This window comes from Cellulomonas taurus (genome assembly GCF_012931845.1).
Taxonomy (GTDB): Bacteria; Actinomycetota; Actinomycetes; order Actinomycetales; family Cellulomonadaceae; genus Cellulomonas; species Cellulomonas taurus.
The window spans coordinates 711,370-724,185 of the sequence record NZ_CP051884.1; the positions used below are offsets into that span (position 1 = coordinate 711,370).

12 protein-coding genes are annotated in these 12,816 nt (G+C 71.3%); 6 read left to right on the plus strand and 6 right to left on the minus strand.

Annotated elements, in window-relative coordinates:
• Positions 1–143: 143 nt before the first annotated feature.
• Positions 144–1,454, plus strand: a complete 1,311-nt coding sequence (gene phoH2 / locus HGK68_RS03255) for an RNA 5'-3' helicase PhoH2 (protein WP_246260553.1) — start codon at positions 144–146, stop codon at positions 1,452–1,454.
• Here the strand turns inward: phoH2 and HGK68_RS03260 are convergent.
• Entirely contained in the window at positions 1,423–2,538 is a 1,116-nt protein-coding gene (locus tag HGK68_RS03260; RefSeq protein ID WP_169164661.1) for an FUSC family protein, read from the minus strand. The two genes, phoH2 and HGK68_RS03260, sit on opposite strands and share 32 nt — an antisense overlap.
• Positions 2,539–2,579: 41 nt before the next feature.
• Here HGK68_RS03260 and HGK68_RS03265 point away from each other — a divergent pair, with 41 nt between their 5' ends.
• Positions 2,580–3,062 (plus strand): MarR family winged helix-turn-helix transcriptional regulator, encoded by a 483-nt coding sequence (locus HGK68_RS03265; RefSeq protein ID WP_206155791.1) that lies wholly within the window; start codon positions 2,580–2,582, stop codon positions 3,060–3,062.
• Between the two features lie 66 nt (positions 3,063–3,128).
• Here the strand turns inward: HGK68_RS03265 and HGK68_RS03270 are convergent, their stop codons facing one another.
• Complete coding sequence (locus HGK68_RS03270; protein ID WP_169164662.1) at positions 3,129–4,544, minus strand: class II fumarate hydratase; 1,416 nt, start codon at positions 4,542–4,544, stop codon at positions 3,129–3,131.
• Positions 4,545–4,566: 22 nt separating this feature from the next.
• On the minus strand, positions 4,567–5,220 hold the full coding sequence (locus tag HGK68_RS03275) for a carbonic anhydrase (protein ID WP_169164663.1): 654 nt from the start codon (positions 5,218–5,220) through the stop codon (positions 4,567–4,569).
• A 128-nt stretch (positions 5,221–5,348) separates the two neighbouring features.
• Between HGK68_RS03275 and HGK68_RS03280 the strand changes: the two genes are divergently transcribed.
• The 4 genes from HGK68_RS03280 to HGK68_RS03295 are packed head-to-tail and all read left to right on the plus strand — an operon-like array spanning position 5,349 to position 9,787.
• Positions 5,349–6,638, plus strand: a complete 1,290-nt coding sequence (locus HGK68_RS03280; protein ID WP_169164664.1) for a sugar ABC transporter substrate-binding protein — start codon at positions 5,349–5,351, stop codon at positions 6,636–6,638.
• Positions 6,635–7,582: a carbohydrate ABC transporter permease gene (locus tag HGK68_RS03285; protein ID WP_169164665.1), complete on the plus strand. Its 948-nt coding sequence runs from the start codon at positions 6,635–6,637 to the stop codon at positions 7,580–7,582. Before HGK68_RS03280 ends, HGK68_RS03285 begins: the two co-directional genes overlap by 4 nt.
• Positions 7,582–8,433, plus strand: coding sequence for a carbohydrate ABC transporter permease (locus tag HGK68_RS03290; RefSeq protein ID WP_169164666.1), 852 nt, complete (start codon positions 7,582–7,584; stop codon positions 8,431–8,433). Before HGK68_RS03285 ends, HGK68_RS03290 begins: the two co-directional genes overlap by 1 nt.
• Positions 8,434–8,467: 34 nt before the next feature.
• Positions 8,468–9,787, plus strand: coding sequence for an ABC transporter ATP-binding protein (locus HGK68_RS03295; protein WP_169164667.1), 1,320 nt, complete (start codon positions 8,468–8,470; stop codon positions 9,785–9,787).
• Between the two features lie 234 nt (positions 9,788–10,021).
• On the opposite strand, the gene HGK68_RS03300 is transcribed toward HGK68_RS03295, so the two are convergent.
• The 3 genes from HGK68_RS03300 to xseA all read right to left on the minus strand — a co-directional run bounded on the left by HGK68_RS03300 (position 10,022) and on the right by xseA (position 12,801).
• On the minus strand, positions 10,022–10,933 hold the full coding sequence (locus HGK68_RS03300) for a carbohydrate kinase family protein (protein WP_169164668.1): 912 nt from the start codon (positions 10,931–10,933) through the stop codon (positions 10,022–10,024).
• A gap of 230 nt (positions 10,934–11,163) precedes the next feature.
• The gene (locus HGK68_RS03305) at positions 11,164–11,397 is read right to left on the minus strand and encodes an exodeoxyribonuclease VII small subunit (protein ID WP_169164669.1); all 234 of its coding nucleotides are present in this window, start codon (positions 11,395–11,397) and stop codon (positions 11,164–11,166) included.
• A complete protein-coding gene (gene xseA, locus HGK68_RS03310) occupies positions 11,398–12,801 on the minus strand; it encodes an exodeoxyribonuclease VII large subunit (protein WP_169164670.1) in 1,404 nt (467 codons plus the stop codon).
• Positions 12,802–12,816 lie beyond the last annotated feature (15 nt).

Here is a 12,816-nt window from a genome sequence, read left to right on the forward strand (position 1 = left end):
GGCCCGGGCTTAGCGTCGCCGCAACGGATGGCACCCGCCGTCCTCGGGAGGCCGACCCATGGAGCATCAGCTTCGCGGAGGAGGGCCGGATCCGGCTCGATTCCGGGTCCGGTCGCTCGCACTCCGTCGCTAGGGAGTCAGCCGTGGTCAGCACTCCGGGCACTCGGACCCACGTCATCGACACGTCGGTCCTGCTTTCCGACCCGCGGGCGGTCACCCGCTTCGCCGAACACGACGTGGTGCTGCCGCTGGTGGTGATCACCGAGCTGGAAGGCAAGCGCCATCACGCCGAACTCGGGTTCTTCGCCCGGGCGGCCCTGCGGATGCTGGACGAGCTGCGGCTCACGCACGGCGGGCTGGACGCGCCGATCCCGATCGGTGACCAGGGCGGGATGCTCTGGGTGGAGCTGAACCACACCGACCCGAACGCGCTCCCCGCTGGTTTCCGCCTGGGTGACAACGACTCCCGGATCCTCGCCGTCGCCGCCAATCTGGCGAAGGAGGGCAAGGACGTGACGGTGGTGTCCAAGGACCTGCCGATGCGGGTCAAGGCGTCCGCGATCGGGCTGCGGGCGGAGGAGTACCGGCACGAGCTGGCCGCCGAGTCCGGGTGGACCGGGATGGACGAGGTGCAGCTGTCCGAGCAGCAGATGGCCGACCTGTGGGAGCACGAGTCGCTGCCGCTGCTCGACGTCGGCGCCGACGACCTGCTGTGCCACACCGGGCTGGTGCTGCACAGCCCCCGCGGATCGGCACTGGGCCGGGTCACCGCCGACAAGCAGATCCAGCTGGTGCGTGGCGATCAGGACGTGTTCGGCCTGCACGGTCGGTCGGCGGAGCAGCGGGTGGCCATCGACCTGCTCCTCGACCCGGAGATCGGCATCGTCTCCCTCGGCGGTCGCGCCGGGACCGGGAAGTCGGCGCTCGCGCTGTGCGCCGGGCTGGAAGCGGTGCTGGAGCGACGGCAGCACCGCAAGGTGATGGTCTTCCGGCCGCTGTACGCGGTGGGCGGCCAGGAGCTCGGCTACCTGCCGGGCAGCGAGGCCGAGAAGATGAACCCCTGGGCGCAGGCGGTCTTCGACACCCTGGGGGCGCTGGTCAGCCGCGAGGTGGTCGAGGAGGTGATGGACCGCGACCTGCTGGAGGTGCTGCCGCTGACCCACATCCGCGGCCGCTCGCTGCACGACGCCTTCGTGATCGTCGACGAGGCGCAGTCCTTGGAACGCAATGTGCTGCTGACGGTGCTGTCCCGGATCGGCCAGTCCTCGCGGGTGGTGCTCACCCATGATGTGGCGCAGCGGGACAACCTGCGGGTCGGGCGGCACGACGGCGTCGCGGCCGTGGTGGAGAAGCTCAAGGGCCACCCGCTGTTCGGCCACATCACGCTGACCCGCTCCGAGCGGTCGCCGGTCGCCGCGCTGGTCACCGAGATGCTGGAGGGCCTGGAACTGTGACCGCCGGGGTCTCGGCCACCGGGTCGCCCGACTCGGTGGCCGGGGCTCCGGGACGGGCGGCTATCACCGCGACGGCGACACCGATCACCGCGCCGACCAGCGTGTCCAGCCCGCGGTCGACCGCCAGCGTCACCGGGTCGGTGGCCCCGCCGATCGAGGTCATCAGCAACGCCATCGGGGTGATCGTGAGCATCGCCAGCCCGTAGTGCCGTCCGACGATCAGCTCCGTCACCACCTGCAGCACCACCACCAGTGCCGCGACCGCCCAGAACGGCAGCGGGGCCGCCAGCAGCGGCACCGCGATGGCCGCGCCACCCAGGGTGCCGAGCCCGCGCTGGATCGCTCGCTGGCCCATGTGGTGCACGTCCCGCCCGTGCAGCACGGCCGTCGCCCCCATCGCGGCCCAGGCCGGGTGCCCCCAGCCCGCGACCTCGGCGATCGCGCCCGCCGCGACCGAGGCGCAGAACACCAGCAGCCCGGAGCTGAGAGCGGCGGAGTCCGGCAGCAGGTCGCGCAGCCGGGGTGCGCTGCCCAGCGGCTGGCGGCGGACCAGCCGGAGCACGCCGTCGGCGTTGCACACCAGCAGCGCGATCACGGCGCCGACCAGGGTGGTCACCGTGCGCTCGACGAGCGCTCCCTCACCCCCGGGTGCGAGCCCCGCACCCGCGGCGAACACGATGATCGTCCCGCCGGGCGGCCCGCTGCGCAGGGCCGCGCAGGCAGCCGTCGCCAGGGCAGCGATCACTGCGACCGCCAGCAGCAGGACGACGGTGGGTGCGTCCCACCCGGTCAGGACGGTGCCAAGGGCGATGGTCGCGACGAGCGAGGCTCCGGCCAGGGTCATCAGCCGCCAGCGCCAGGCCGGCTCCTCGTCCCGGCCGTACAGCGAGGCGAGCGCGCCCAGGGCGGCGAACCCGGCCAGGTCGGCGTGCCCCGCCAGCGCCACGACCAGGAACGACACGGTCACCGTGATCCCGCAGCGCACGGCGCCGCCGAGGGTGCCGGACATCCGGTGGAACCGCATCGCGGCGCGGAACTGGTCGGGGTGGGCGAGGTCGCGGATCAACAGCAGGCGATGGGGCACCCGGAGATTCTACCCGAGTGTTTCACTGGTAAACTATCAAGGTGGACTACGTCGACCGCCTGCGCTCGGACTGGGCGCGCACAGCACCGGAGCTGGACACCGCGCCCGCGGAGGTGACAGCCCGGATCGCCCGGATCGCCGCGTTGGTCACCGCGGGGGTGGACGAGGCGCTGCGTGACGCCGGGATCACCCGGGGGGAACTCGACCTGCTCAGCGCCCTGCGTCGGGCCGACCGGCCGATGCGCGCCGCCGAGGTGTCCACCGTGACCCAGGCATCCGGCGCGGCCATCACCAAGCGGGGCGATGCCCTGGAACGCGCCGGGCTGATCGAGCGCACCGTGCCCGACCGGGACCGTCGAGGCGTGCTGCTCTCGCTCACCGACCAGGGCCGCGCCGCCGTGGACCGGCACATCCCGGCGCGCACCGAGGTCGAACGCGCCGCCCTCGCGGACCTCGATCCGACCGAGCAGGCACAGCTCGCCGCCCTGCTCTCCCGGATCCTGACCCGCATCGACCCGCACTAGCGCGCAGCCGCCGCCCGGGCCGTCCCCTGATGCACCGAGTGCGGGACAGCCCGGGCGCGCGCCGGCTCAGCGCGCGGGGCGGGTCATCGACAGCAGGTCGAGCGCCTTGTCCAGCTGCTCCTCGGTGAGCTCGCCACGGGCCACGTACCCGAGGTCGATCACCGCCTCGCGGACGGTGATCTGCTGGGCCACCGCGTGCTTGGCGATCTTCGCCGCCGCCTCGTAGCCGATCACCCGGTTCAGCGGCGTGACGATGGACGGCGAGGACCCGGCGTACGCCCGACCGCGCTCGACGTCGATCTCCAGCCCGTCGATCGTCTTGTCGGCCAGCACCCGCGCGGCGTTGGCGATCAACCGCTCGGACTCCAGCAGCGCCTGGCCCATCACCGGGATCTGCACATTCAGCTCGAAGGTGCCGCTGGCCCCGGCCCAGCCCACCGTGGCGTCGTTGCCGACCACCCGGGCGCAGACCATCAGTACGGCCTCGCAGATCACCGGGTTCACCTTGCCGGGCATGATCGAGGACCCCGGCTGGAGGTCGGGGATCCGGATCTCGGCCAGTCCGGTGTTCGGCCCCGACCCCATCCACCGCAGGTCGTTGCAGATCTTGGTCAGGCTGACGGCGATCGTCCGCAGCGCACCGGAGAGCTCGACCAGCCCGTCCCGCGCGCCCTGCGCCTCGAAGTGGTCCCGGGCCTCGGTCAGCGGCAGGCCGGTGTCCTCGGCGAGCAGCTCGATCACCCGCTGTGGGAAGCCGTTCGGGGTGTTGATCCCGGTGCCGACAGCGGTGCCACCCAGCGGCACCTCGGCCACCCGGGTCAGCGCGGCGGTGACCCGCTCGATGCCGTACCGGATCGCCGCCGCATAGCCGCCGAACACCTGGCCGAAGGTGACCGGGGTGGCGTCCATCAGGTGGGTGCGACCGGCCTTCACGTCGTCGGCGTGCCGGGCCGCCACCCGCTCCAGCGACGTGGCGAGGTGGTCCAGTGCCGGCACCACGTCGTTGACCAGTCCGGCGGTGGCCGCGACGTGCACCGAGGTCGGGAACACGTCGTTCGACGACTGGGACGCGTTCACCTGGTCGTTGGGGTGCACGTCGCTGCCCAGCGCCCGCGACGCCAGGGTCGCCAGCACCTCGTTCATGTTCATGTTGGAGCTGGTGCCGGACCCGGTCTGGAACACGTCCACCGGGAAGTGCGCGTCGTGCCGTCCCTCGGCGACCTCGTCCGCGGCGGCGACGATGGCCTGCGCGACGGCGGGGTCGACGATGCCCAACTCGGCATTGGCCCGCGCCGCGGCCTTCTTCACCCGGGCGAGTGCGGCGATGTGCCCGCGCTCCAACCCGGTGCCGGAGATCGGGAAGTTCTCCACCGCACGCTGGGTCTGGGCGCGGTACAGGGCATCGGCCGGGACCCGGACCTCACCCATCGTGTCGTGTTCGATCCGGTACTGACCGGCGGCGTCATCGGCGCTAGTGCTCATGGCCGGTCATCCTGCCATCCGATCAGCGCTGCGGCTGCTCGCCCACGTCGCCGATCGCGGAGGTCAGGCGGGCCACCCCGTCGGAGAGCGCGTACTCCACGCCGACGACCGCGACCCGGCCCTCGTCGATAGCCTCGGCGATGGACACCGAGTACCCGCGCAGCATGTCCACCGTGTGCCGGACGTGCTCGTGGCCCAGCTCGGCCGCGGACACCTTGGTCAGATCGGTCTGACCGCCGTTCGGGTCGTGCGCCAGGGACACGATGGACGGGATCACCCGGTCCACCACGGCCCGCACGAAGCCGCGTGCCTGCTCACCGGTGGTCAGCGCGGCGGTGGCGGCGGCGACGGCGCCACAGGACTCGTGGCCGAGCACCACGATCAGCGGGGCACCCAGGATCTCCACGCCGTACTCGATCGACCCGATCACGGTGGTGTCCAGGACGTGCCCGGCGGTGCGCACCACGAACAGGTCGCCCAGGCCCTGGTCGAAGATGATCTCGGACGCCACCCGGGAGTCGGAGCAGCCGAACAGCACGGCGAACGGGTGCTGCGAGGAGGTGACCTCGTTGCGCCGGTCGATGCCCTGCGAGGGGTGCTCCATCTCGCCGCGGACGAAGCGGTCGTTGCCTTCGCGCAGTGCGGTCCAGGCCTGGGCGGGGGTGAGCTGCGACATGGGCCCATCGTCCCACGCGCGACGCGCACAGCTCGCTCTTTCGACGTCCACCGGTGGCACACCACCTGCACACGGGGTAGCACTGAGCCAGACAACCCCGCACACGCAATCCATGAGGCAGGTGACTGGTGCAGAGACGGTCGAAGGCGATCGCCGCGGCAACGGGGGTGGTGCTGGCGGCGACGCTGGCCGCCTGTGCCCCCTCCGACGACACCCCGGTGCTGACCTGGTACACGAATCCGGACGCCGGGGGGCAGGCGGCGCTCGCGGCGCAGTGCACCGAGGCGGCCGACGGTGCCTACCGGATCGAGGTCTCGGTGTTGCCCCGCGAAGCGAGCTCCCAACGGGAACAGCTGGCCCGGCGGCTGGCGGCGTCCGACTCCTCGATCGACCTGATGAGCCTGGACCCGCCGTTCATCCCGGAACTGGCCAACGCCGGCTTCCTGGCACCGGTGCCGGACGACGTGGCCCAGCGGGTCAGCGAGGACGTCGTCCAGGGTGCGCTGACCGGAGCCAGCTGGAACGACGAGCTGGTCACGGTGCCGTTCTGGGCCAACACCCAGCTGCTCTGGTATCGCACATCGGTGGCGGAGGCCGCCGGTCTGGACATGTCCACGCCGGTGACCTGGGACCAGGTGATGGACGCGGCCACGGACCAGGACAAGACCCTCGGCGTCCAGGGCATCAAGGCCGAGGCGCTGACCGTGTGGATCAATGCCCTGGTCGAGTCGGCCGGCGGCCACATCGTCGAGACCCCGGAGGCCGACGCCGAGGACGTCGAGCTCGGCCTGGACTCGGACGCCGGGCGGGAAGCGGCGCGGATCATGGGCGAGATCGGCACCGAGCGCCTCGGCGGCGCCGGGCTGCCCACCCAGGACGAGAACGCCTCGCTGTCCCAGTTCCAGGGGGACTCCGGCTCCTTCATGGTCAACTGGCCGTTCGTCTGGCCGGCCATGCAGGGCGCGGTGGACGACGGCACGCTGGACCAGTCGTTCCTCGACGACGTGGGCTGGGCGATCTACCCCCAGGTCACCGAGGGCGAGGACGCGGCACCGCCCTACGGCGGGATCAACCTCGGGGTCGGGGCGTTCAGCGAGCACACCGACCTCGCGTACCAGGCCGCCGAGTGCATCGTGGCACCCGAGAACCAGGCGGCGTACTTCGTCTCCGACGGCAACCCGCCGTCGAACACCAAGGCCTACGACGACCCGGAGGTGCAGGACACCTTCCCGATGGCGGACGAGATCCGTCAGTCGTTGGAGCAGGCAGCGCCCCGGCCGCAGACCCCGTACTACAACGAGGTGTCCCAGGGGCTGCAGGAGACCTGGCACCCGGCGACCTCGGTCGACCCGGACACGACGCCGACCATCTCCACCGATTTCATCCTGGCCGTGCTGCGAGGGGAGCGACTGCTGTGAGCGTCGACGTGAAGGCGGCCACCCCCGCCACCACCAAGCCCCGCAAGTCCGACCGGGCGAAGGCGGAGGCCCGGCTCGGCTGGCTGCTGGCCGGACCGGCGTTCGTGGTGATGCTGGCCGTCACCGCCTACCCGATCCTGCAGGCCGTGTACGAGTCGCTGTTCCGCAACCGGCTGACCGCCCCGGGCGACCGCGGATTCGTCGGCCTCGGGAACTACGGCGTCATCCTCGGCGACTCGCTGTTCTGGCAGTCGCTCGGCGTGACCACCGGGATCATGCTCATCACGGTGCTGATCGAGGTCATCCTCGGCTTCGCTCTGGCCCTGGTGATGCACCGGGCGGTGCTCCGGCTCCGCGGTCTGCTGCGCACGGCGATCCTGGTGCCCTACGGCATCATCACCGTGGTCTCGGCCTTCGCCTGGTTCTACGCCTTCAGCATCGACTCGGGCTACGTGAACACCTGGTTCGACTGGCTGCCCGGGATCGACCAGGACCTGAACTGGTTCGCCCACACCGGCACCAGCCTGTTCGTCATCATCGCCTCCGAAGTGTGGAAGACCACCCCGTTCATCTCCCTGCTGCTGCTCGCCGGCCTGGCGCAGGTGCCCAGCGATCTGGAGGAGGCCGCCCAGGTCGACGGCGCCACCTGGTGGCAGCGGATGAAGCGGGTCGTCCTGCCGAACATGAAGGCGGCGATCATGGTCGCCGTCCTGTTCCGGGCACTGGACGCATTCCGGATCTTCGACAACGTCTTCATCATGACCAACGGCGCGAACAACACCACCGTGCTGTCACTGCTGGCCTACCGGACGTCCATCGGGCGGCTGGAGATCGGCCTCGGCTCGGCCATCTCGGTGCTGTTGTTCATCTGCGTCATCATCATCTGCTTCATCGCGATCAAGATCTTCAAGGTCGACCTCGCGGGTGCGAGAGGGGAGCGCTGATGGGCGGCGCACTGAGTGGCAAGCAGAAGGTCGCCTGGGCGGCGATCACCCTGGCGGTGCTGGTCTACGCACTGTTCCCGGTGATCTCGATCATGGCCACCTCGTTCAAGCTGCCCAGCGACCTGAACTCCGGCAATTTCCTGCCGACGACCTGGACGCTGTCCAACTACGAGCAGATCCTCGGCCCGGACGGGTCGGCGCAGGAGCTCTTCCTGTCCGCGCTGCGCAATTCGGTCGGTATCTCCCTGATCGCCACCGCGATCTCCGTGGTGCTGTCCACGCTGGCCGCCTACGCGATCGCGCGGCTGGAGTTCCCGGGCCGCAAGCTGATCCTGACCACGGCGCTCGCGGTCTCGATCTTCCCGGTGATCTCGATCGTCACCCCGCTGTTCAACCTCTGGCGGTCGATCGGGCTGTACGACACCTGGGCCGGGCTGGTGATCCCGTACCTGTCGCTGACCCTGCCGATCTCGATCTGGACCCTGACCGCGTTCTTCCGGCAGATCCCGTGGGAACTGGAGCAGGCGGCCCAGGTCGACGGTGCGACCACCTGGCAGGCGTTCCGGAAGGCCATCGTGCCGCTGGCGGCCCCCGGAGTGTTCACCACCGCGTTGATCGCGTTCTTCATCGCCTGGAACGACTTCGTCTACGGCATCTCGCTGACCTCCACCGAGGCGGCCCGACCGGTGCCCGCCGCCCTGGCGTTCTTCTCCGGCGCCTCCCAGTTCGAGGACCCGACCGGCGCCATCTCCGCCGCCGCCGTGGTCGTGACCATTCCCGTGGTCGTCCTGGTGCTGCTGTTCCAGCGCCAGATCGTCTCCGGGCTGACCCAGGGCGCGGTCAAGGGCTGAGGCCCGCGACCCGCTTTCCACGAAGGAGCTGAACATGGCATCCATCACCCTCACCGACATCGTCAAGAAGTACGGCGACGGCTACCCGGCGGTGAACGGCGTCAGCCTGGACATCAAGGACGGCGAGTTCGTCATCCTGGTCGGACCCTCCGGCTGCGGGAAGTCGACCCTGCTGCGGATGATCGTCGGCCTGGAGGACATCACCTCGGGCGAGCTGAAGATCGGCGACCAGGTCGTCAATGAGAAGGCCCCCCGCGACCGCAAGCTCGCGATGGTCTTCCAGAACTACGCGCTCTACCCGCACCTGACCGTGTTCGAGAACATCGCGTTCCCGCTCCGGCTGCAGAAGGGGCAGTACACCGAGGAGCAGATCAAGGACCAGGTGGAGTTCGCCGCCGACACCCTGGAGCTGCGCGAGCACCTGGACCGCAAGCCGGCCAACCTCTCCGGTGGTCAGCGACAGCGGGTGGCGATGGGCCGCGCGATCGTCCGGGACGCGCAGGCGTTCCTCTTCGACGAGCCGCTGTCCAACCTGGACGCCAAGCTGCGGGGCCAGATGCGCACCGAGATCGCTCGGATGCAGCGCCGCCTGGGCACCACGACGGTGTACGTCACCCACGACCAGACCGAGGCGATGACCCTCGGCGACCGGGTGGCGGTGCTGCGCAAGGGCGAACTGCAGCAGGTCGCCAGCCCGCGCGCGCTCTACGAGCAGCCGCGCAACCTGTTCGTCGCCGGGTTCATCGGCTCACCGCCGATGAACTTCCTGCCCGGCCAGATCTCCGGCGACACCCTCACCCTGCCCTTCGGCGACGTGCCGCTGGACGACCGGCTCCGCGCCGCGATCGGGGACCGTGACCTGGTGATCATCGGCTTGCGCCCGGAGCACGTCGAGGACGCCAAGGTGCTCGACGACCACAAGCGCGGCACCGGGGTCACCTTCACCGCCGAGGTGGACGTGGTGGAGTGGCTGGGCGCCGAGCTGTACGCCTACATCCCCTTCGACACCCACGACGACGTCGCGAAGAAACTCGAGGAGCTGGACCGCGACCTGGACGGTGAGGGGATGCGCACCCAGGCGATCGTCGCCCTGGGCTCCGAGAGCCGGGTGCGTGACGGTGCGGATGCCGAGCTGTGGTTCGACCCGACCCGGCTGATGGTCTTCGACCCGGAGTCCGGCGAGAACCTGACCTACGACGACTCCGCCGCGTCCCGGATCGACTCCGAGACCGAGGAGGACCGCCGCGCCGCACTGGAACGTGCGCAGCGCGAGGCGGCGAAGCAGGGCGATGGCACGACCCGGACGGAGGGCGCAGGGGGACAGCCGAACGGTCGGCATCGTCAGGCGTCCTGAACCCGGCGCCACGACGGCCCGCCCTCCCCGACGGGGACGGCGGGCCGTCGCACGCCCCCAGCACGCCACGAGCAGGGTACTGCCGGGCTGCGCATGCGCGAGTTCGGCACTTCCGCCCTGAGTTCGGCACCTCAGTCAACGACCTCGGGGCCGAAGTGCCGAACTCGCCAGGCGCGGGCGGGCGCTGGTGGGCGCGGGCGGGTGCTGGTGGGCGCGGGTGTGGTCGGGTGGGGGTCAGTCCAGCTCGGCGGCGGTGGGCGGGTTCGCCCCGGCGCGGGAGACCGTGATCGCGGCGATCCGCACGCAGCGCACCAGCACCTCCTGCACCGTCTCCAGGTCGATGGCGCGCAGCGCGTCCCGCCGGTCGGCGCCGATCAGCCCGGCCGACCACAGCCCGTCGATCAGGCCGGACATGAACGAGTCGCCCGCCCCCACGGTGTCAGCGACCTGCACCCGGGGTGCGGTCACCGCCAGTTCCTCGCCGGTCGCCGTCACCGCCAGCGCCCCCTCGCCGCCGAGGGTCACCACCACCAGCGCCGGACCGCGGGTGGCCCAGTCCCGGGCGATCTCCTCTACCGGCAGACCGGGGTGCAACCAGGCCAGATCCTCGTCCGACACCTTCACCACATCCGACAGGCCGATCAGATGCTCGACCAGCGGCAGCGTCACCTCCGGCGACTCCATCAGCGCCGGACGCAGATTCGGGTCGTAGCTGATCGTCGCGGTGTCCCGCTGGGCCGCCAGCAGATCGGCCACCTTCGCCCCGCCCGGGGCCAGCACGGCACCGATCGACCCGGTGTGCACGACCACCGGCTCCCCGACCTCGACCTCCGGCAGATCCCAGCTCAGGTCGAAGTCGTAGCTCGCCGATCCGTCGGCATCCAGGTGCGCGGTCGCCACCGGCGTGCGCTCGGGTCCGCCGGTCCCGGTCAGCACGCGGACCCCCGACTCCGCGAGATGTGCCCGGACCAGGTCGCCATGCGTGTCGTCGGCCAGCCAGGTGAGCAGCTCCGCGTCCCGACCCAACCGGGCCAGGCCGAGAGCCACGTTCGCCGGGCTGCCGCCGGGGTGTTCGGTGCGGTCGCCGTCGGCGCGGACCACCGCGTCGACCAGTGCTTCGCCGATGATCAGGGCGGTGTCGGTCACGGGTGACTCCTTCGTCGGTCCGGTCGGTCAAAGGGAACGGGCGGTCAAGTGGAACGGTCGGTCAGGTGGAGCGGTCGGAACGGTGAGGCGGTGCGTCCGGGGGACCGGCCGGACCGAGGCTGCGGCCGGTCCGGGGCTGCGGCCGGGGCGGGGCTGCGGCTGGCCCGGGACCACGGTGAGTCCGGAGAAGGGTTCACCCGGGCCGGCTGCCGGTCGGTCGCTGGTGGCGGTCAGTCCTGCGCGGTGGCTGCGTCGGCGTCCCGGGCGGCGTCCAACCGCTTCCGTGCGCCGTCCAACCACTGCTGGCACCGGGCGGCCAGCGCCTCGCCGCGCTCCCACAGGGCCAGTGACTCCTCCAGTCCGGCACCGCCCGCCTCCAGCCGGGAGACGACGGCGATCAGCTCGTCGCGGGCCTGCTCGTAGGACAGCGCTGCGGTGTCGGTGCTCTCGGTCACGGGGTCCATCTAACCAACCTCCGGCGACCCGGTGCGCTGCCCGGCTTCGGTCGGCGTAGGGCTCTGCCCGGCTTCGGTCGGCGTGGGGGTCTTCCCGGCTTCGGCCGGCGTGGGGTCCGCGGAGGCGACCGGCCCGGACGTGGCCGCCGGGCGTCGCTTGCCCGGGGCGACCGCGAGCACGGTGGCCATCAGCTCGCCCTCCGCGACCCGGATCCGCAGGCTGTCCTTCGCGGCGACCGCGGTCGCCTGCCGGACCACGCTGCCGTCGGAGGTCTGCACCACGGCATACCCACGGTCCAGCGTCGCGGCGGGGGAGAGCGCACGGACCTGCGCGCCCAGCGCCGTGACCTGGTGCTCGGCGCTGCTCAGCGCGTGGTCGAGGCACCGGCGCGCCGAGTCCCGCATCCGGTGCAGCTCGGTGCTCCGGTCGTCGATCATCGACTGCGGCCGGGCCAGCACCGGTCGGGACCGCAGCTGCGCCAGGCCGTCCGCCTCCCGCCGCACCCGGTGTTCCACCGCCGACCGGATCCGATGCCGGGCCTGATCGATCCGGGCGCGTTCCTCCCCGACATCCGGCACGATCCGCTTGGCGGCATCGGTCGGGGTGGACGCCCGGTAGTCCGCGACCAGGTCGAGCAGCGGGGTGTCGGTCTCGTGTCCGATCGCGGACACCAGCGGCGTCCTGCACGCGGCGGCGGCGCGGATCATCGACTCGTTGCTGAACGGCAGCAGGTCCTCCACCGCGCCACCGCCGCGGGCCACCACGATCACTTCGACCCGCGGGTCCTGGTCCAGCTCGGCGATGGCCTGCGACACCTGGGGCACCGCGCTGGCCCCCTGCACCGCGACCTCGCGGATCTCGAACTCCACCTGCGGCCACCGGGCGCGGGCGTTCACCACCACATCGTGTTCGGCCTTCGACTCCCGCCCGCACACCAGGCCGATCACCCGGGGCAGGAACGGCAGCGGCACCTTGCGCTCGGCGTCGAAGAGTCCCTCCGACGCCAGCACCCGCTTGAGGTGCTCGATCCTGGCCAGCAGTTCGCCGACCCCGACCGCCCGCACCTCGTTCGCCGACAGCTGCAGGGTGCCGCGTTTGGTCCAGAACACCGGCTTGGCGTGCACCACGACGTGCGCGCCCTCGGCCAGCGGCGTGCTCACTGCGTTCAGCACCCCGGCGGTCATCGACACCGGCAGCGACATATCCACATCGGTGTCGCGCAGGGTCAGGAAGGCGATCCCGGCCCCGGGACGACGATTGAGCTGGACGATCTGCCCCTCGACCCACAACGGCGACATCTTCGCCACGTAGTCGGCGATCTTCGCCGAGAGCAGGCGGACCGGCCACGGACTCTCGGCGGTGGTGTCGAGGGCACGCTCGGGCAACGGACGCGGAGGCGTGGGGGAGGACACGATGTCAGCCTAGGA

Excerpts from the sequence above, each read along its gene's own strand:
- HGK68_RS03270 (WP_169164662.1), bottom strand. The coding sequence starts at position 4,544 with ATGAGCACTAGCGCCGATGACGCCGCCGGTCAGTACCGGATCGAACAC.
- HGK68_RS03295 (WP_169164667.1), top strand. The coding sequence starts at position 8,468 with ATGGCATCCATCACCCTCACCGACATCGTCAAGAAGTACGGCGACGGC.
- HGK68_RS03305 (WP_169164669.1), bottom strand. The coding sequence starts at position 11,397 with ATGGACCCCGTGACCGAGAGCACCGACACCGCAGCGCTGTCCTACGAG.
- HGK68_RS03290 (WP_169164666.1), top strand. The coding sequence starts at position 7,582 with ATGGGCGGCGCACTGAGTGGCAAGCAGAAGGTCGCCTGGGCGGCGATC.
- HGK68_RS03275 (WP_169164663.1), bottom strand. The coding sequence starts at position 5,220 with ATGTCGCAGCTCACCCCCGCCCAGGCCTGGACCGCACTGCGCGAAGGC.